Source organism: Veillonella atypica KON (assembly GCF_002959915.1).
Lineage (GTDB): Bacteria > Bacillota > Negativicutes > Veillonellales > Veillonellaceae > Veillonella > Veillonella atypica.
Genome location: NZ_PPDE01000008.1, coordinates 625804 through 643893 on the forward strand (window position 1 = coordinate 625804; position 18090 = coordinate 643893).

Annotated in this window: 18 protein-coding genes and 1 other RNA gene; all 19 read right to left on the reverse strand. The window is 40.8% G+C overall.

What is annotated here, in order from left to right; translation table 11 throughout:
• Nucleotides 1–42: 42 nt before the first annotated feature.
• The 19 genes from VAHSUH02_RS06895 to VAHSUH02_RS06985 all read right to left on the reverse strand — a co-directional run bounded on the left by VAHSUH02_RS06895 (nucleotide 43) and on the right by VAHSUH02_RS06985 (nucleotide 18073).
• Nucleotides 43–1035, reverse strand: a complete 993-nt coding sequence (locus VAHSUH02_RS06895; RefSeq protein WP_005382669.1) for a hypothetical protein — start codon at nucleotides 1033–1035, stop codon at nucleotides 43–45.
• A 46-nt stretch (nucleotides 1036–1081) separates the two neighbouring features.
• Nucleotides 1082–1441, reverse strand: coding sequence for a DUF4911 domain-containing protein (locus VAHSUH02_RS06900; protein WP_005382668.1), 360 nt, complete (start codon nucleotides 1439–1441; stop codon nucleotides 1082–1084).
• A 1-nt stretch (nucleotide 1442) separates the two neighbouring features.
• Nucleotides 1443–2684, reverse strand: coding sequence for a peptidase U32 family protein (locus VAHSUH02_RS06905; protein WP_005382667.1), 1242 nt, complete (start codon nucleotides 2682–2684; stop codon nucleotides 1443–1445).
• Complete coding sequence (locus VAHSUH02_RS06910; RefSeq protein ID WP_005382665.1) at nucleotides 2684–3289, reverse strand: O-methyltransferase; 606 nt, start codon at nucleotides 3287–3289, stop codon at nucleotides 2684–2686. The genes VAHSUH02_RS06905 and VAHSUH02_RS06910 overlap by 1 nt, the downstream gene beginning before the upstream one ends.
• 58 nt (nucleotides 3290–3347) lie before the next feature.
• Nucleotides 3348–4760, reverse strand: a complete 1413-nt coding sequence (gene mltG / locus VAHSUH02_RS06915) for an endolytic transglycosylase MltG (RefSeq protein ID WP_005382659.1) — start codon at nucleotides 4758–4760, stop codon at nucleotides 3348–3350.
• 193 nt (nucleotides 4761–4953) lie between these two features.
• The gene (locus VAHSUH02_RS06920; RefSeq protein WP_005382658.1) at nucleotides 4954–5244 is read right to left on the reverse strand and encodes a DUF1292 domain-containing protein; all 291 of its coding nucleotides are present in this window, start codon (nucleotides 5242–5244) and stop codon (nucleotides 4954–4956) included.
• 66 nt (nucleotides 5245–5310) lie between these two features.
• Nucleotides 5311–5733, reverse strand: a complete 423-nt coding sequence (gene ruvX, locus VAHSUH02_RS06925; protein WP_005382657.1) for a Holliday junction resolvase RuvX — start codon at nucleotides 5731–5733, stop codon at nucleotides 5311–5313.
• The gene (locus tag VAHSUH02_RS06930) at nucleotides 5733–5993 is read right to left on the reverse strand and encodes an IreB family regulatory phosphoprotein (protein ID WP_005376219.1); all 261 of its coding nucleotides are present in this window, start codon (nucleotides 5991–5993) and stop codon (nucleotides 5733–5735) included. The genes ruvX and VAHSUH02_RS06930 overlap by 1 nt, the downstream gene beginning before the upstream one ends.
• Before the next feature lie 99 nt (nucleotides 5994–6092).
• Nucleotides 6093–8711 (reverse strand): alanine--tRNA ligase, encoded by a 2619-nt coding sequence (gene alaS, locus VAHSUH02_RS06935; protein WP_005382652.1) that lies wholly within the window; start codon nucleotides 8709–8711, stop codon nucleotides 6093–6095.
• 243 nt (nucleotides 8712–8954) lie between these two features.
• Complete coding sequence (locus VAHSUH02_RS06940) at nucleotides 8955–9749, reverse strand: C40 family peptidase (protein WP_005382650.1); 795 nt, start codon at nucleotides 9747–9749, stop codon at nucleotides 8955–8957.
• A gap of 83 nt (nucleotides 9750–9832) precedes the next feature.
• Nucleotides 9833–10843, reverse strand: a complete 1011-nt coding sequence (locus tag VAHSUH02_RS06945) for a glycosyltransferase family 2 protein (RefSeq protein WP_005382648.1) — start codon at nucleotides 10841–10843, stop codon at nucleotides 9833–9835.
• A 247-nt stretch (nucleotides 10844–11090) separates the two neighbouring features.
• The gene (locus VAHSUH02_RS06950; protein WP_005376242.1) at nucleotides 11091–11468 is read right to left on the reverse strand and encodes a hydrogenase expression/formation C-terminal domain-containing protein; all 378 of its coding nucleotides are present in this window, start codon (nucleotides 11466–11468) and stop codon (nucleotides 11091–11093) included.
• Nucleotides 11469–11526: 58 nt separating this feature from the next.
• Entirely contained in the window at nucleotides 11527–12102 is a 576-nt protein-coding gene (locus tag VAHSUH02_RS06955; protein ID WP_005382645.1) for a HyaD/HybD family hydrogenase maturation endopeptidase, read from the reverse strand.
• On the reverse strand, nucleotides 12095–12901 hold the full coding sequence (gene cybH / locus VAHSUH02_RS06960; protein WP_005382643.1) for a Ni/Fe-hydrogenase, b-type cytochrome subunit: 807 nt from the start codon (nucleotides 12899–12901) through the stop codon (nucleotides 12095–12097). Before cybH ends, VAHSUH02_RS06955 begins: the two co-directional genes overlap by 8 nt.
• Before the next feature lie 14 nt (nucleotides 12902–12915).
• Complete coding sequence (locus VAHSUH02_RS06965; RefSeq protein ID WP_005382642.1) at nucleotides 12916–14817, reverse strand: nickel-dependent hydrogenase large subunit; 1902 nt, start codon at nucleotides 14815–14817, stop codon at nucleotides 12916–12918.
• Nucleotides 14817–15956 carry a hydrogenase small subunit gene (locus tag VAHSUH02_RS06970; protein ID WP_038148640.1) on the reverse strand — a complete coding sequence of 380 codons (1140 nt, stop codon included), beginning with the start codon at nucleotides 15954–15956 and terminating at the stop codon, nucleotides 14817–14819. The genes VAHSUH02_RS06965 and VAHSUH02_RS06970 overlap by 1 nt, the downstream gene beginning before the upstream one ends.
• Nucleotides 15957–16167: 211 nt before the next feature.
• Nucleotides 16168–16506: a thioredoxin family protein gene (locus VAHSUH02_RS06975; protein WP_005382638.1), complete on the reverse strand. Its 339-nt coding sequence runs from the start codon at nucleotides 16504–16506 to the stop codon at nucleotides 16168–16170.
• Between the two features lie 38 nt (nucleotides 16507–16544).
• An RNA gene (gene rnpB / locus VAHSUH02_RS06980) (RNase P RNA component class A) lies at nucleotides 16545–16901 on the reverse strand.
• Between the two features lie 65 nt (nucleotides 16902–16966).
• Nucleotides 16967–18073, reverse strand: a complete 1107-nt coding sequence (locus tag VAHSUH02_RS06985; RefSeq protein ID WP_005382636.1) for a Nif3-like dinuclear metal center hexameric protein — start codon at nucleotides 18071–18073, stop codon at nucleotides 16967–16969.
• Between the last annotated feature and the right edge of the window lie 17 nt (nucleotides 18074–18090).

Here is an 18090-nt window from a genome sequence, read left to right on the forward strand (position 1 = left end):
TTCCCAAAATTAGTACAGGCCTGTAGTATTTCCAAGAACTATCTATTTACGTTCAAAGTGCGCAGATAGCATGGATCCAATTACTTTTTCAATTTTAGAGTTTGTAATGTCTGGGCCCTTGAATAGGATCAACATTACGTCATCGGAATTGTCTTGTTTAGATACCATCAAGACTCCGCTACCACGAGCACCATTATCGTCGTAATCTTTTGCAACAATAATTATGTTGAGGTAATGGTCTTTCATGTATGTATATACTTTGCTTTGTTTAGCGGAGTTGCCGATGCTGCTCGCCATTCCCATAGCGCGGTTAAATACGATAGCATTCGCATTGTGCGGGTTATTGCGAAGTTGTTGTTTTTCTTCATCGTTTAGTGGCAATAGGTTAACCATCATGGATTCGCCCATGCGGCCACGAAGCATAGCTGGCATTGTTTCACGAACATCTGCAGGAATGTCGTTACTAGGATTGAGTTTTAAATCCTTAGGAACGGTCATGTACAATGTACCCTTGCTGTTTTGACCTTGTACAGTTTTACTATTGTCGATAGCGCCCATTGTGAAAGTATCTTTAATGATTTCCATTTGTACGCCCAATGGTTTTTCAGGTACACCACGGCTAGCCACTTGAATATCGCCAGATTTAGTTTTCTTAATTGTTTCCACAGACCAAGTTGCACCTGGTTTACCTTCATCGCTAGGAGATGTCAACGCCGCAGGCACTTCTTTGGCCCCTGTAAATACATAGGTTTGTGCTGGCACAATTGTATCAGGAGCACCGGACTTGTTGAATACGGCACCATATAATACATTTGGTACAACAGTAGAACCAATTTTCAAATTATTGTTTTCTTGGCTTTCAACATCAAAGTTAATATTACCAGCAAATGTTACATCTGGATTATGGTTAATCACCACAACCGTACCTGGTTGTGGAATCATGACAGGACCATTTGGCGCTGCAAAAGCAGCGGTTGCCATAGAAGCACCAAGTGCTGTTAAAACAAATGCGCGTTTTAATACATTACATTTCATTATTATTCTCCTAAATTTGGATAATTCTCTAATCGATGCTATTGAACTATATTTCTAAGGTAACCTCTGGCAAGCGCGATAGGATTTCGCTGGCTAGACTGCGCGTATCCGGTGTACACCGCACCATGCAGCGCCCCGACTTGTCTCGGCTAGTCATAACACCTACGTATTCATAGCCTTCTAAGATGCGATTGACATAATTTGTATGTTTTGGATCTATGTGAAAGTACAAATAGCCTTCCTCACCTGTGCCGCTATACGAAGGCAGTTCAGGAAAGCCAGACAATGAACGCGACGGCATCAATGGTTCTTGATTATCGCGTAACGGTATCGTCTCATCATGTGTCACTTCATCAGGTGTCATTTCATCAAGCATTGACATAGTAGCAGTATTTTCATGTACCATGTTACTCTGCTTTCACCTTGCACTCGCGGCGCATCATGGAATATGGTTCCAATTTTGTATCCATATACAAACGAACCTTCATTTGCGCATGAGGTGCTACATCGATAGGATTACCATCTTCGTCTGTCATTTTTTCGATAACAGCCTCTACAAGTTCACCCTTAGGTTGGCAAAATTCTACCTTATCCCCTACCTTGAAATTATTGCGTTGTTCAAGATCCACATATTTTTCTTCATCGTTATAGCCAAGCACTAAACCGATGAAATCATGGGATTGAGTATTTGTAGATTTCCCGTAGTTTTGTGCGCTTTCATCAGGACGGCCATCAGCAAAACCATCTGTGTAAGGGCGGTGGGAAATTTTTTCTAATTCAGCAATCCATTCTGGACGAACGTACCAGTTTTCACGTTCCTTCAAATAGGTGTCGATAGCTGTACGGTATACCTTAGCTACCGTTGCACAATAGTGAACGGATTTCATGCGACCTTCAATTTTAAGGCTATCGATGCCTGCTTCATACAATTCTGGAATGCGATGAATGAGGCATAAATCCTTGGAGTTAAAGATGTATGTGCCATGTTCATCTTCTTCGATTGGATAATATTCGCCAGGGCGATTGGATTCTACAATGCTGTATTTCCAACGGCAAGATTGAGAACATTGACCGCGGTTAGCATCGCGTGTACCGGTCATGTAGTTAGATAAGAGGCAACGGCCAGAATAGGAAATACACATAGAACCATGTACGAAGGACTCGATTTCGATATCTACATGTTCCTTCATTTCCTTAAGATCCGCTACAGATACTTCGCGAGCTGCTACAACGCGAGCCGCACCAAGTTCCTTCCACATTTGCACAGTATGCCAGTTCGTCGTGGATGCTTGTGTACTCACATGAAGTTCAAGGCCTGGTGCTACGCGTTTAGCCAAGCTAAAGATGCCCATATCAGCAACGATAATCGCATCGACACCGATACTTTCAAGAAATTTCAAATAGTCTTCAAGACCTTCAAAGTCCTCGTTGTGAGGAATGATATTACATGTAACGTGGATTTTTTTGCCATGTTCATGTACAAATTGAACGGCTTCCTTCAATTCTTCGTCGGAAAAATTGGAGTTACCAGCACGCAAACCAAATCGTTTGCCTGCACAATAAACGGCATCCGCACCATAGCGAATGGCCATTTTTAATTTGTCCATATTACCTGCTGGACAAAGCAATTCCATAAAATGATCTGCCATTATTTGTTGTGTCCTTTCCACACGCTCACACTCATGCCATCTCCCATCGGGTAAATGGTGGTGTTAAATAATTCTTTATTTTCTACATATGCTAAATACGCTTGTAATCGCTTAACAATAGTTTTGAATCGATGCGGTGCCTCTTTGTCGCCACGCACATAGCCTCTAAAGAGAACATTGTCGGCAAGGATGACGCCACCTTCTTTCACATGAGGTAATATGACCTCTAGCTGATTAAGATATTGTCCCTTAGGCCCATCGAGAAATACAAGATCATATTCACCTTTGATTTGCGTTAATACGTCCTTCGCATCACCTTTAATCAATGTGATTTGATCCTTATACTCGGATTGACCTATATAGTATTTCGCCATCTCATGGCGAACCTCATCCAATTCAATAGATGTGATTTTCCCGCCTCGTTCAATAAGAGGTGCCATCAGTAATGTAGAGTAACCAATGGCGGTGCCCACCTCTAGCACAGAGGTGGGCCGGTATAATCCAATCAATTCTTCAAATAAATGCACCTCAGATTCCCGAAGGATTGGTACATTATTAATCATCGCGTAAATACGCTGCTCATTTAATATCTCATTTAATTCCATAAAATGTATTATAAATTCCTACTATTTATTTGACTGTGAAAGTAATCATATACGCTAATTATCTATCAACGCCGCCGCGAGTATTACCAGAAGCAGGTGTGGTTTGTGTGCTAGGTCGAATCACACGAGGTTCTTCCACTGCAGGTGCCGATTGAACCGGTGCCGATTGTTGTGGAACTACTTGTTGCATGCTTTCCGGTATTTGGCTAGGCGATGATGTTGTAGCCGGTTGTTCACTTGCTGCCGGTGCTGCTGGCGCTGGCGTTACTTGAGTTGCTGCCGGTACAGTTGTCGGTGTATATGTATATGTTGGTTCTACATCTACATATTGAGAATCTGCCGCTACAGCCTCAGCAGAGCTGTAGTTGTAATCTGGTTCTGATGTAGCCGCTACGTCATAGTTAGGACCAGCTTGTGCCAATGCAGGAGCCTGACCTTGATTAGAAGAGCCTGCACTCGCTTGTTCAGCACCATAAATTTTTTCAACCTCAGCCAAATGCTCAGCATATGTTTTGGAGAAATGATTATGACCATCTTTATCGGCTACAAAGTATAGATAATCTGTATCTTCAGAATGAAGTACCGCATCTAATGCCTTTTTACCAGGGTTTGCAATCGGTCCTGGTGGCAAACCTTTACTTACATATGTATTGTAAGGACTTTGTAACTGCGTATCTCCAAGCGTTACATTTTCCTTTGCATAACCAAGAACATAAGAAATAGTTGCATCAGATTGCAATGGAATACCATGTGCTAAGCGTTTCTTAAATACACCCGCAATGGTTGGGCGATCCGCATCATATAATGATTCACGTTCAACGATGGATGCTAAGGTTACAAAATCATGAATACTCATGTGTTGTGCTTGAATTTGTTTTTTAACAGCTGGTGTTAAATAGCGATTCATTTGCTCAGACATCATCAAAATGACATCCTTTGGCGTAGCACCAACTGGCACTTCATAAGTACTTGGGAAAAGGAAACCTTCTACAGGATATGTAGTCGGTTTAGTACCCTTCATATATGGGTATGGGACGAATGTTTTCGCCTCTGCCAAGAAATCGGAAGCTTTCATAATTTGAGCTTTTTCAAGAGCAATAGCGATATCCCCTACGGTATACCCTTCAGGAATCGTTAATTTAATGGACTCAACGTGACCCTCTTGTAATAAGTTAATTAATTCATGGACCGATACCTTATTTGGAATTTGGTAGTGACCAGATTGTAATTTTGAACCGGTTCCACTAAGAGCTAACCATAATTTAAACACCTGTGTAGACCGAATTAGTCCATGTTCATAGAGCATATCGGCAATTTCTGTTCCTGTTGCATCCTTGCCTATTACGAGGACTTGAGATCCTCCGTCATCGTTAAAGGTATTTGGTACAAAATAGGATGCACCTAAAGCACCACCACCTAAAATAGCAAGGCTAAGAACACCTACGGAAACATATTTTAAGGCTTTTCTCATGGATGAGTTCCTTTCTATTACAAACCATTGTATATCATCTTATTATATCATATTAAAGGCTTTCGATGTATCTCTTCTTTTATATTATCCACAAACCAAATAACCATGAGTCAATTAGTACACAAGAGGTTACAATTACAAAAAAGACCCTAGTATAACAACCGTTATACTAGAGTCTTTGAGGGCTTAGAAATTATTCTTCTTCCCCCATTGCTTCGTACATATTTACCAATACTTCGAAGTTTTCATCATCTTCATCTAATGGAACATATTCCTCTTCGCCTTCATCGTTTGTTTCGATGCGAGCCAAAATCATATATGTATCATCTTGACCTTCATGATCTTCATCTTGTACATGAACAAGTACAGCGTATTCTTGACCTTCATGATTCAAGATTACATCTTCTGTAAAATATTGTTTGTTACCATCTTCATCTTCAAATTCGAGATAGAAAATTTCACCTTCGTAATTTTGATCAACCATGGGTATTCCCTCCTTTATTATGTATATAAGAACCTGTTTGATATTCGCATTAGATATCTATGCAAATTAAGATTTACTAAATTGTAGTCTGTCTAAATAGCCTTGTAAAATAACGACAGCAGCCATTTTATCGATGATGCCCTTTCGTTTTTTACGACTCACATCAGCTGCAATGAGTTGACGTTCGGCCATAACGGTAGATAAACGTTCATCCCAAAATGTAACAGGCAAGTCGATGACAGCCTTCATTTTTTCGACAAATTCTTCCGTTTTTTCAGCGCGCTCCCCCTTGGTGCCGTTCATATTCTTCGGCATGCCCACTACGAGTTCATGCACTTCGTATTCTGAAATCAATTCACGCAATCGGTTAAAGTCATTTTCTAAGGATGTACGACGAATCGTTTCTATACCTTGAGCAGTCATCAATAGCGCATCACTACATGCGATGCCAATGGTGCGACTGCCTACGTCTAATGCCATAATTCTCATTATAGTTGTTTAGCCTTTGCGTATTCTTTTAATAATTCTTCGATTAAATCATCACGTTCTAAACGGCGAATATCACTACGTGCATTATTATAGCTTGTAATGTACGCTGGATCCCCAGAGATAAGATAACCTAAGATTTGATTGATAGGATTATATCCTTTTTCTTGAATAGATTTATAAACGCGAGTCAATACCTCTTCGGCAGTCATCGGTTCATCGTCTACTTTACGGAATAACATAGTTTCATCTGAAACCTTCATGGGTATCCCTCCTTTGTATGAATGGGCCACGTACGTGGCCCACATATATGTATTGTATGTTTCTATTATAGCATATGCAAGATATACCTATAGAACGTATTATGCGTTAAGAGCTTCTTTAACAGCTTCGCCAGCTGCTTTTAATGCATCCATCAATTTAGCTGGTTCTTTACCACCTGCTTGCGCCATATCTGGACGGCCACCGCCATTACCACCAGCTACTTGAGCTGCTGCTTTAACGATATTACCAGCTTTTACGCCTTTACCGACAACATCTTTGGAAACTTTACATACAAAGTTTACCTTGTCATCGCCCATAGCGGCACCTACGAGTACTACGCCAGAACCATCTAATTTATCAAGGCCCATATCAGCGAAATCACGCAATTCATCAATAGAGGATGCTTTCACAGACGCAGCAACAAATGCTACATCGCCAATCATAACCTTACCAGCTACGATATCAGCAGCACCTGCAGCAGAAACCTCTTTGCGAATTTGGTCTAATTCTTTAGCTGTTTCTTTAGCCTCTGCCAATACTTGGTGCAAACGTTCTTCTACTTGGACAGGTTTAGTTTTTAATTCACTAGCAATGCGTTCAATAGTCAAACGATCATGTTTTGCTGCATCGAGAGCGGCACGACCTGTAATCGCTTCGATACGACGTACACCAGAACCGATACCGGATTCAGATGTTAAGCGGAAGGAACTGATGAAAGCTGTATTGCCTACATGAGAACCGCCGCACAATTCAACGGAGAAACCAGGAACCTCTACTACGCGAACTACATCGCCATATTTATCGCCAAAGAGTGCCATAGCACCTTTCGCTTTTGCTTCGTCCATAGACATTTCAGCAATAGCAAGATCTGTAGCCTTAAGGATTTCTTCATTTACAAGGGCTTCGATTTGATCAAGTTCCTCTTGTGTTACAGGAGAGAAATGTGTGAAGTCGAAACGCAAGTAATCTGGTGTTACCAAAGAACCTGCTTGGTTAACATGTTCGCCAAGCACGCGTTTTAATGCAGCATGCAACAAGTGAGTTGCTGTATGATTACGAGCCATCGCTGCACGACGAGCTGTATCTACTTCAAGCGTTACATCATCGCCTTCGGAGATGGAACCTTCTACAACAGTACCGATATGGTATACAGTACCTTCTGGTAAGCGTTTTGTATTATGAATCTCTACCTTGCCCATTGGACCAACGATAAAGCCAGTATCACCTAATTGACCGCCCCCTTCAGCATGGAATGGTGTAGTGCGCACAATAACAGTGATTTCATCGCCATCAACAGCGGTTTGCAAGCGTTCAGAGCCTTTACCAAGCATCAATACAGAGGATGCCGTTTCTGCTTCATTTTCTACAAGTTCTTCGTCTTTTAAGAATGTAATATCTGGTGTAGCTACCTTAGCATCTTCTTTTACGCGAGCTTCACGAGCGCGTTCACGTTGTTCTTTCATGGCAGCGTCAAAGCCTTCATGGTCGATTGTGAAACCGCGTTCGGATGCGATTTCTTCTGTTAATTCCCAAGGGAATCCATATGTATCATATAGTTTGAATACTTCTGTACCAGGAACTACAGTTGCTTTTTCAGCAGCCAATGTATCGATTAAGGAATTTAATAACTCAAGACCTTGTTCCAATGTTTGGTTGAAACGTTCTTCTTCGTTTTGAACGACACGTTTAACGAAGTCTTGTTTTTCAGCAATGGATTTGATACCAGGGCCAAGAATGTCTACAACTACATCGATAAGTGGTGTTAAGAATAAACCTTCGATACCAAGCAAACGGCCATGACGTACAGCACGGCGCAAGATACGACGCAATACGTAACCGCGGCCTTCATTGGATGGTAATACACCATCGGAAATCAACGCAGTTACAGCACGAGCATGGTCAGCAATAACCTTCAAGGATACATCTGTATTTGGGTCTTCGTTATACTTAACACCAGCGCGTTTTGCAGTCGCTTCTATGATTGGGAAAATCAAATCTGTTTCAAAGTTTGTTTTGCAATGTTGCAATACGGAAGCCAATCGTTCAAGACCGGCGCCAGTATCGATGTTTTTATGTTGCAATGGCTCATAGGAACCGTCTGGCATTTTATTGAATTGAGTGAACACGAGGTTCCAAATTTCAAGGTAACGGTCACAGTCACAACCAGGTGCACAGTTAGGATCATCACAACCATGTTCAGGGCCTTGGTCGAAGAAGATTTCGCTATCTGGACCACATGGACCTTCACCGATTTCCCAGAAGTTATCTTCAAGGCGTGTAATGTGGCTTTCTTCTACGCCACAATCGTTGTGCCATGTATCATATGCTTCTTGGTCATCTGGATATACAGTGACATATAATCTGTTTTTGTCGAGTTTAATAACTTCTGTTAAAAATTCCCATGCCCAATGAATAGCATCTTTTTTAAAGTAATCTCCAAAGGAGAAGTTACCAAGCATTTCAAAGAATGTATGGTGACGTGCTGTGCGGCCTACGTTTTCAAGGTCACCAGTACGCATACATTTTTGGCTTGTCGTAATACGATGACAAGGAGGTACCAATTTACCTGTAAAGAAAGGCTTTAATGGCGCCATACCTGCCCCGATCAATAATAGAGACGGATCGTTTTCTGGGATAAGAGAAAAACTATCTAATTTTAAATGTCCTTTGCTTTCAAAAAACTGCAAGTATGCTTGACGCAGTTCATTACCTTTCATGTGTATATTCCTCCTAAAATAATTTACTCTTAATTATAACGTAAAAACCATAGAAAATCTATTATAACCTATATATATCCGGATATAATTAACCTTCATTAGCATTCTCTATTCCATTTAGTTGCCATAAAAAGAGATACAAAAAAGAGGTTATACAAATCAACAGAACATAATTGATTCGTATAGCCCCTTTTTATGGCTCATATATAGTTCACCAATGGTTCTACATGGAGAAACCATATATTATATAACGCGTTTCGCGCCAATATAGCGTTCGCCCCAATAACCAGTATCAAGGTCTGCTACGGCTACGCCACGGCTAGATGTAGCACTGATAAATTTACCATTGCCAATGTAAATACCGGAATGAGATGGACCTGGTTCATAGGTTTCAAAGAACACCAAATCCCCTGCCTTTAAGTTCGCGCGAGAAACTTCAACACCTACATTGTATTGTTCATCCGCTAAGCGTGGCAAAGAAATACCTTGTTTTGCAAATACATATTTAACATAACCAGAGCAGTCAAAACCACTTGGTGTAGTACCGCCAAATACATACGGAACACCGCGGTATTTATCGGCTTCTGCCAAAATAGCATGAATATTGTTTGGCGTTTGTACCTTTTTCAAATTATTCAACTTAACGTTTTGGCCTGCAAGACGTCTAGATTGAGCATTTTGATTTGTGAAAGCAGATTTTGTTGCCACCGCTTTTGTAGCTGCATTATTGGATAATACTGCTTTTGTTGTACGAGGAGCACCCATCAATGCATTGTACGTTGCTGGTCCAATAATACCATCTACAGGTAAACCACGATCTTGTTGGAATAGGCGTACAGCCCATTTTGTTTCCTTACCATACACACCATTTTTATCGGTTGCATTGTAACCGTGTTTAATTAATTGTTGTTGTACAGCGATTACGTTTCTACCTTTATCACCATATTGTAATGTTGTAGCGCTTGCCATCGCAGTGGTAGCACATACAAATGTTAATGTTAATGCCGCAATTTTACTCTTACTATATTTTGACTTCATATTCTTCCTTCCTAAAACTTCAAAGTGAGTTTACTTATTCAAAATATACTAACCGTCTCTCTATTTGCATCCAACAAATACAGCTAGTCTTTATCTTCTTCAGGGCCAGGTACTTGATTGGCTATAAATATATCAGCTTTTGATGGTTCATAAGCTATTTCTGGATTTTCACCATCAAAATTTATAGTAGCTTTCACCCAATATAATGGACGTTGTTTTACCTCTTCGAATACGCGTCCTACGTATTCGCCAATGATGCCAAGTCCAACTAATTGGATACCACCGATAAATAATATGGACACGCCCAAGGTGGTCCACCCATTTAATGCTTGACCCGTTAAGTACACGTAGAGCAAATGTAGAATCAAGAGAAAACTCAAGCCCCCACATAGGACACCTACATACAAAGCCGCACGCAATGGCACGCGAGAAAACGCAGTAACCCCATCAAGGGCAAAGCGAATCATTTTGCGCACACTGAATTTCGAAACCCCTGCAAAGCGAGGAGGCGCAACAAAGTGAAGTTCCGCTTGGCGATAGCCAAGTGCACCAACGATGCCACGCAAGAAACGTCCGTGTTCACGGAAATGTTTCAAAGTTTCTAGCGACTTACGATTCATTAAACGGAAATCAGATCCCCCTTCTACGATGGGAACATCTGCCATTTTATTCATCAGTTTATAATAATATTTAGATGTGAAGGATTTTGCCCAGCTGGCATCCTCCGTAGAGTCGCGTATGGTACGTACCACATCGTAACCAGCCTCCCACAAACGTATCAGTTCTGGAATCAAAGCCGGCGGATGTTGCATATCACCATCCATGGTGATTACCGCATCACCTTTGGCATAATCAAGACCACATGTCAACGCAGTCTGATGACCAAAGTTCCGTGCCAATAACACGACCTTAACTCGCGTATCGAGTTTTGCAATCTCGCGCAAAACGACAACAGACGAGTCCGTAGATCCATCATCGACATAGATAAGTTCATATTCATAAGGTAGACCTGTCATAACTTTTGTTACGGCATTGTAAAAAATAGCTATATTTTCTTCTTCATTATATACAGGTACAACAATTGAAACTAACATATATCCTCCGTCGATTACTTCTATATTTTAGCGTTAAATCGTCAATATAGGCAAATTTAAAAGGTTGACAATAAAGAAGATGAACCTCATAATCCCCATAGCTATGCTACTTTTCAGGATTTTGAGGTTCATTCTCTTCATATTACAATCTTATCTTAAGCGCTTATTAATAAGCTATCTATTTATTAAAACGTTATATTTATACACTTTTACGCATATCATATATATAGGCATTAAACTATTTGTTTTATAGCCCCGCAGCATCAATCCATGTCGTAAGATCTTCTTCTGCTGTCACCATATCTTCATCAAAAGCACCTACTACTTCAGGATAACGAGCTACCTCTACCGTATGTAGGATTGAGTCATCACGACCATTTTTATAGGTACCAACCCAAATGCCAGAAAATTGAGATTCATACCATTCTACAGGTTGATCTGTTTCATTGAAGGTAATCGTAATATGTCCACGCCCTAAAGTTTCTAGCACCTCTACTTGCTCTTCTTCAGCAAGGCCTGTCTTCTCAATATATATGGAATAGGTTGCACCAGTTTCACGTAATTGCTTTAGTGCTTGACGCAACTCATTTAGAACGGCACGTACATTATTGTAATTTTCAATCATAGTGTCCCTCCTTTCTCATCCTATCAATCTATTCTTATTTATCTATAAACATATCAGTTTATTTAGGTTCGATTTGTACGCCCCATTCGCGAAGAACACGTAGAACGCGTTCTTTTACCTCAGGTAATGCCATTTGTACAGGTGCGCTAGGTTCAAATCCTACGTCTAAGGACTCCGGTTCAACACCTATAACAATAGCATCTTCCAATGGATTTTCTTGAATGGCACGAATGCGCAATATATCTTGCATACCTACTTCATGAACAGAAATATGGTCCGTAAAATACTGTTCTAATTCGCGATGTGGGAACTCATAGATTGTGCCAGGTGCTTCACCACCATTAACGGCGTCAATCAAGAGAATTTTCTTCATGCCTCGCATGTAGGTCAATAATTCCATCCCCATCGTTCCGCCATCAATCAAGCTTATCTGAGGGGTGAAAGTATAATTAGTTTTCAAATCTTCTACAACATGAACTCCAAGGCCCTCATCGGTAAGCAAAATATTACCTACCCCTAGGACGACAATAGAGTTCTCATAATCATCATAAATGGCATGTAAATCAATACGCGGGCTCTCAGAGCCCGCGTATTCTATGCCACCAAATTGTTCTTCAGTGGATATATTAGTCATCTTGTAATTCCTTTTCTCGTGGATCGTCAGGATTGCTTGGACGATATGTAGTACCAGATGGTTTATCGATACGTTCACCACGACGGCGTTTACCGTTAAGGTCTTCAATATCGATAGGATCATGGGCATAATATTTCATGCCGGAAACCATAGCGGATACTTCGCCAGATTCTTCCATAACATCTTCTCGGAATGCCATGTACACGTGAATAATGGTAAAGAATAAGAAGCCCCATGCAATATAGTGATGGATAATATGAACTTTATATTCACCACCAAATAGCGTAATAATCGGTGCAAAAAGAGTTCCTATAATACCATTAGGATCAATCATAGCATACATTGAAAAACCTGTGATGATTTCAAAGAAGAACATGATGTACACCATCATATATGCCGTTCTCGCCAAGGAGTTACGTAACCAGTGATGTTCATGCTTTTGTGGAATCATCAAATAGTGCAATGTTGTTTCGCGAAGGCCATACCAATACCGTTTTTGACGGAATTTAGGCAACAATCTATCTCCGCGATTCCAAAGTGCACCAGCAAATCGGAATATAAAGGAGAATGTCAAAATAACACCCGCAATGAAATGGATACGACGCATCGTCTCCATAGAGAACCAGCCATCAATAGCGAAAGTTGGTTCCGGATGCCCTGTAATAGCTGCAAAACCTGGATCACCAATATAAAGGCCAGTCCAGAATAAAGCTGTTACGGAAAGCACCATTGTCCAGTGGAATATGCGTAGCCATAAACTAAATACGACATACGCTTTTTTGTCAGTATGTATTAACATAAGCCCACCACCCTTTATTTACACAATGCATCTGTATTGACGGAAACGATTTTCTCGCCTTTTTTATTGTATAAATGGGTTGCACATGCGAGACATGGGTCAAAGGAGTGGATAACTTTCAAGATTTCAAGAGGTTTGTCCGCAATCTTAACATGTGTATCAATCATAGAGTCTTCGTATGCACCATGTTCGTTAGCTGCGGTCTTAGGACATGCGTTCCATGTAGATGGTACGATACATTGATAGTTTGCAGAACGACCGTCTTTGATATGAATCCAGTGCCCCAAACCACCGCGAGGTGCTTCTACAAGACCAACGCCTTTAGCATCCTTAGGCCATTTATTTGGCTCAAATTTAGATGTATTCGCAACAGTAGTATCACCATTTTTGATGTTAGCTACGAGTTTATCAAAGAAGTATTGGCTAATATTAGAAGCCACTTGTGCATCAAGGCCACGACATGCAGTACGACCAACCATTGTCGTCATCCATACATGAGCAGGCACACCCAATACTTGGGATACAGTATCGATTTGACGAACCATCATGGATTCAGCCCAAGTTGGATCAGTGATAATACCTTGTTTTACCTTTGTATATACAACGATATATTTAGCTAGTGGACCCACTTCTGCTGTTTTGCCTTTGAAAGTTGGGGACTTAATCCAAGAATATTTTTTATCTTCATCAAGGTATTCCCATTTTTCTTTTGTACCAGATTTAGGACCTGTAAATTTAGGGTCTGTCACACCATCGAGTGGATGAAGTGTGCTAGTGCCATCTGGATATGCGAACCAAGAGTGATCAACCTCTTCACTGAGGTATTGAGGATCCATAAAATCCTTACCTTCTAATGGGATAAATGTAGCTTTATCTACACCTAATGCAAAGTTTTCTACAACACCATTAGAGCGAACGATACATTTTTTATGGTAATCGCCATCAGAAATACCTGTATACGCATCATCAGGGTAATCGCCATAAGACATAACGCGTTTTTTCGCAAGACCACCACCATCGACCATGCCTTTTTCAACGTAAATTTTGCCGATAGCTAATAAATCAGGCAAGTAGAAATTACTTACTAAATCCTTAGCCAATGCAATAGATTGTTCTACAGCAGCAAGACGTTGTGTATTGATAGGTGCATTCATGTCATTCATAGAAATAGCACATGGCATACCACCTACAATATAGTGTGGATGAGGGTTTTTACCGCCGAATACAACGTGAGGAATAACTACGTCACGTTGACGGTCTAGAATATTCAAGTAATGAGATACAGCCATCAAATGAACTTCTGGTGGCAATAATTGGTAATCAGGATGATCCCACCATTGAGCAGAGAAAATGCCTAATTGGCCAGATTCTACAATTTTCTTTACCTTTTGTTGTACAGCTGTAAAGTAAGCAGTTGTAGCTTTAGGGAATTCCTTAGGATATGCAGAATCTTTAGATGCTGTTTCAGCTGGCGCTAGACCACTTACATTATAAGTAGCTAATACGTCATTTTGTAATTGTGCAGTTTTAGCTGGGTCCGCACTAAGTGCAGCTACTGGGCTAACCCAGTCAAGTGCATGTAAATGATAGAAATGCACGAGATGGTCATGTACATCTAAAGAGCTATGCATGATATTACGAATGTAGTTTGCATTTTTAGGGATGGAAATACCAAGTGCATCCTCTACGGCACGTAACGCTGCCAATGCATGTGTTGTTGTACATACGCCACAAATACGTTGCACAAATGCCCAAAGGTCACGAGGATCGCGGTCCTTTGCAACAAGTTCGATGCCACGCCAAGCAGTACCAGAGGACAATGCGTCCTCTACCTTACCACTTGCTTCATCAACTTTTATTTCAACCCGTAAATGACCTTCAATACGGGAAATCGGATCTACTACTACGCGTTTCATTAGTGACCTCCTCCATTATTATGTTTCTTTTCATCCCATAAGCCTTGTTCTTTCAAGCGTTTTTCTTCTTTCATATCAAGAATTTTATTACGCGTAAGAGTTGCAGCACCATGTACGATAACTGCAGCGGTAGCACCAACAGCAGCTACTGTGCCGATTGTATCAGCTGTAGTAATGGTGTTTGCCAATGGAATATCTGGTAATCGTTTGTAGAATACATCATTATCCCAGAAGCCTTTTTCAGAGCAACCAATACAACCGTGACCGGATTGAATTGGATAGGACAAACCATTCCACCAACGCAAGTTACCACAAGAATTATATGTTTGAGGTCCACGACAACCTACTTTATATAAGCACCAACCAGCTTTGGATGCATCATCGTCAAATTCTTCAACGAATAAACCGGAGTCAAAGAACGCACGGCGGTAGCAAGTATCGTGAATGCGATTGCCATAAAATTGTTTAGGACGGCCTTGAGAATCCAAAGGAGGAATTTGACCAAATAATGCGTAGTGCATAACTACACCAGTCATAACCTCTGGAATTGGAGGACAGCCAGGAACTTTAATAATAGGTTTACCAGATACAACAGAGGATACAGACACTGTATTTGTTGGATTTGGTTTTGCCGCTTGAATACCGCCCCAAGATGCACAAGAACCATACTCGATGATTGCAGCAGCGCCTTTAGCAGCTTCTACTAAAGATTCCTTAAATGTACGGCCACCTACTGTACAGTAGATACCATTTTCATCCAATGGAACCCCACCTTCAACAGCGAGGATATATTTGCCATTTTTCTCAGCAATGATTTTTTTAAGGTGTTCCTCTAAAGGTTCTCCAGATGCTGCAGCCAATGTATCATCATATTCCAAAGAAATCATATTCAAGATTACATCGGATGTAAATGGTGAGGAAGAGCGAATAAAGGATTCGCTACAACCGGTACATTCGTGACCATGAAGCCAGATTACAGTAGGTAATTCTGTTGTTTCTGCAGCTTTTACAACTGTATCAAGCATAGTAGGTGGCAACCCTAGAATAGCAGTCAACGCCACGCAAGATTTCATAAATGTACGTCGACTGAGACGTCTCTCTTGGAAGAGAGTCCATAAACTGTTCACACGATTTTTCATGGAATACAGCCTCCTTACAACAACTTTGCAGCAATATGTATATATTACCTAATCAACTATAACTATTGAGAGATATATTATCTCGATTAACTTATTATATCATTTTAAATTACATAAAACTATGACATTATGTATATATATCAAAAAAATTGATAAAAAAAGCACCTAGCTAGATAATATCTACTATTATCCAGCTAGGTGTTCTCATCAATTAGAATTGTTTAATCACTTCATTGATCAAAGATTCTAATACAGCAGCTTTTTTGTAACCTGCAAGACGATCTAATAGTTTGCCTTCTTTAAAGAATACCATGGAAGGAATACCTTCTACATCTTCTTTTAAAAGAATAGGACGCAAAGTCTTATCTTCTGCATCTACGCTGAAGAATTTAACGCGGCCGTCCAATTTTTCTGCTACAGCTTCTACTTCTGGACGCATAACTGTGCAAGGTTCGCACCAGCCAGCCCAAAAATCTACAATAACGAGCTCTTTAGAACCTAATACTAATTCATCAAATTGTTCTACGCTTGTAATAGCAGTAATAGCCATCGAAAGGCCTCCTTTATGTGTTACATATTATAAACTATATAAGAAGCAAGCAATCATTAAGCCGAGTTCTGTTCCGCTTGCGCGGTGACGATTATCTTTCTAGGCGTACAGTCGCCTGCACGCTCGAGCGACACAACCCGGAAGGTAGGCGGGACCACCGTTAACCCTTCCCTATTCGGTCTTGCTCCGGATGGGGTTTACCGAGCCAGCCTGTTACCAGACTGCTGGTGAGCTCTTACCTCACCTTTCCACCCTTACCACTGACGTGGCGGTTTCCTTTTCTATGGCACTTTCCCTAAGGTCACCCTCGCCAGACGTTATCTGGCATCCTGCCCTATGGAGCTCGGACTTTCCTCGAGTCCAATGGACTCGCAACCGTCTTTCATACTTGCTTCAATTCAGTTTATCATAGCTGTATATACTATGCAAGAATATCGAAATTTACTATTAAAATAGATTTTTATTCAAAGAAAAAATCTGCTTGGTTCTCAAAGGATTGTACAGTAATATCCCAACCACCTTTGTCAGATTGATCTCGTAAATAATCGCGGATACCATCAGCCACAATCTCTTCCGTACCAAAATGGCCTGCATCTACGACGAGTAAACCTAGTTCTTTAGCTAGCTGTGCATCATGGTATTTTACATCTCCTGTTACATATGCATCAGCCTTAACTGCATTTTTGATAAACTCTGCACCACCACCAGAGCAAAGGGCTATCGTTTTAATAGAATCTTTTTTAATGCCTCCAAATCTAAGATTAGCATGTGGCAAAGATTCTTGGAGGTGCTCGCGGAAGCTTTCAAAATCCATAGTCTCAGGCAATTCACCGATACGACCTAACGTACGACCTACATTAGGTTCATGTAACGTAAATACTTCGTATGCCACCTCTTCATAAGGGTGAGCCTCTTTCATAGCATTGATAACAGCCTGTTTATGAGCACCATCTACGATAACATTAACGGCCACCTCTGGTACAACCGTCAATGTTCCAGCTTCACCAATGACCGGATGGGATTCATCATTACCTCTAAACCGACCTTCGCCTGTAAAACTAAAGCTACATGATTCGTAATTGCCAATACGACCAGCGCCAGCACTAGCCATTGCTTCACGTACTGCATCGGCAGTATCTGTCGGCACAAAGGTGGTAATTTTATATACCATATCAGAACCGGTCGGAACAAAGCCTCTCACATTCGTCAATCCTAATCGGTTCGCCAACATATCATTGAGCCCGCCAATGGTAATATCTAAGTTCGTATGTGCACTATATACAACAATATCATTTTTTATCAGTTTCTCGATTAATGTTCCTTGAGGACTATCTAAATGTAATGATTTCAAACCTTTAAAAATAAATGGATGATGGCTAATGATCATTTGGGCCTGTTCAACTATCGCATATTCTATGACCTCCGGTGTAATATCGAGAGTCGTAATGATTTTGGATACATCCCGTTGTTTCGAACCCACCATAAGGCCTACATTATCCCATGACTCAGCATAATGAGGCGGTGCCCATTGTTCCATCGATTCTATAATTTGTTTTGCTAACACCATCGTATCACTCCTAACCG

Bases quoted from the DNA above. Each gene is read 5' to 3' on its own strand.
- VAHSUH02_RS06895 (WP_005382669.1), bottom strand. From the start codon at position 1,035: ATGAAATGTAATGTATTAAAACGCGCATTTGTTTTAACAGCACTTGGT.
- VAHSUH02_RS06900 (WP_005382668.1), bottom strand. From the start codon at position 1,441: ATGGTACATGAAAATACTGCTACTATGTCAATGCTTGATGAAATGACA.
- VAHSUH02_RS06905 (WP_005382667.1), bottom strand. From the start codon at position 2,684: ATGGCAGATCATTTTATGGAATTGCTTTGTCCAGCAGGTAATATGGAC.
- VAHSUH02_RS06910 (WP_005382665.1), bottom strand. From the start codon at position 3,289: ATGGAATTAAATGAGATATTAAATGAGCAGCGTATTTACGCGATGATT.
- mltG (WP_005382659.1), bottom strand. From the start codon at position 4,760: ATGAGAAAAGCCTTAAAATATGTTTCCGTAGGTGTTCTTAGCCTTGCT.
- VAHSUH02_RS06920 (WP_005382658.1), bottom strand. From the start codon at position 5,244: ATGGTTGATCAAAATTACGAAGGTGAAATTTTCTATCTCGAATTTGAA.
- ruvX (WP_005382657.1), bottom strand. From the start codon at position 5,733: ATGAGAATTATGGCATTAGACGTAGGCAGTCGCACCATTGGCATCGCA.
- VAHSUH02_RS06930 (WP_005376219.1), bottom strand. From the start codon at position 5,993: ATGAAGGTTTCAGATGAAACTATGTTATTCCGTAAAGTAGACGATGAA.
- alaS (WP_005382652.1), bottom strand. From the start codon at position 8,711: ATGAAAGGTAATGAACTGCGTCAAGCATACTTGCAGTTTTTTGAAAGC.
- VAHSUH02_RS06940 (WP_005382650.1), bottom strand. From the start codon at position 9,749: ATGAAGTCAAAATATAGTAAGAGTAAAATTGCGGCATTAACATTAACA.
- VAHSUH02_RS06945 (WP_005382648.1), bottom strand. From the start codon at position 10,843: ATGTTAGTTTCAATTGTTGTACCTGTATATAATGAAGAAGAAAATATA.
- VAHSUH02_RS06950 (WP_005376242.1), bottom strand. From the start codon at position 11,468: ATGATTGAAAATTACAATAATGTACGTGCCGTTCTAAATGAGTTGCGT.
- VAHSUH02_RS06955 (WP_005382645.1), bottom strand. From the start codon at position 12,102: ATGACTAATATATCCACTGAAGAACAATTTGGTGGCATAGAATACGCG.
- cybH (WP_005382643.1), bottom strand. From the start codon at position 12,901: ATGTTAATACATACTGACAAAAAAGCGTATGTCGTATTTAGTTTATGG.
- VAHSUH02_RS06965 (WP_005382642.1), bottom strand. From the start codon at position 14,817: ATGAAACGCGTAGTAGTAGATCCGATTTCCCGTATTGAAGGTCATTTA.
- VAHSUH02_RS06970 (WP_038148640.1), bottom strand. From the start codon at position 15,956: ATGAAAAATCGTGTGAACAGTTTATGGACTCTCTTCCAAGAGAGACGT.
- VAHSUH02_RS06975 (WP_005382638.1), bottom strand. From the start codon at position 16,506: ATGGCTATTACTGCTATTACAAGCGTAGAACAATTTGATGAATTAGTA.
- VAHSUH02_RS06985 (WP_005382636.1), bottom strand. From the start codon at position 18,073: ATGGTGTTAGCAAAACAAATTATAGAATCGATGGAACAATGGGCACCG.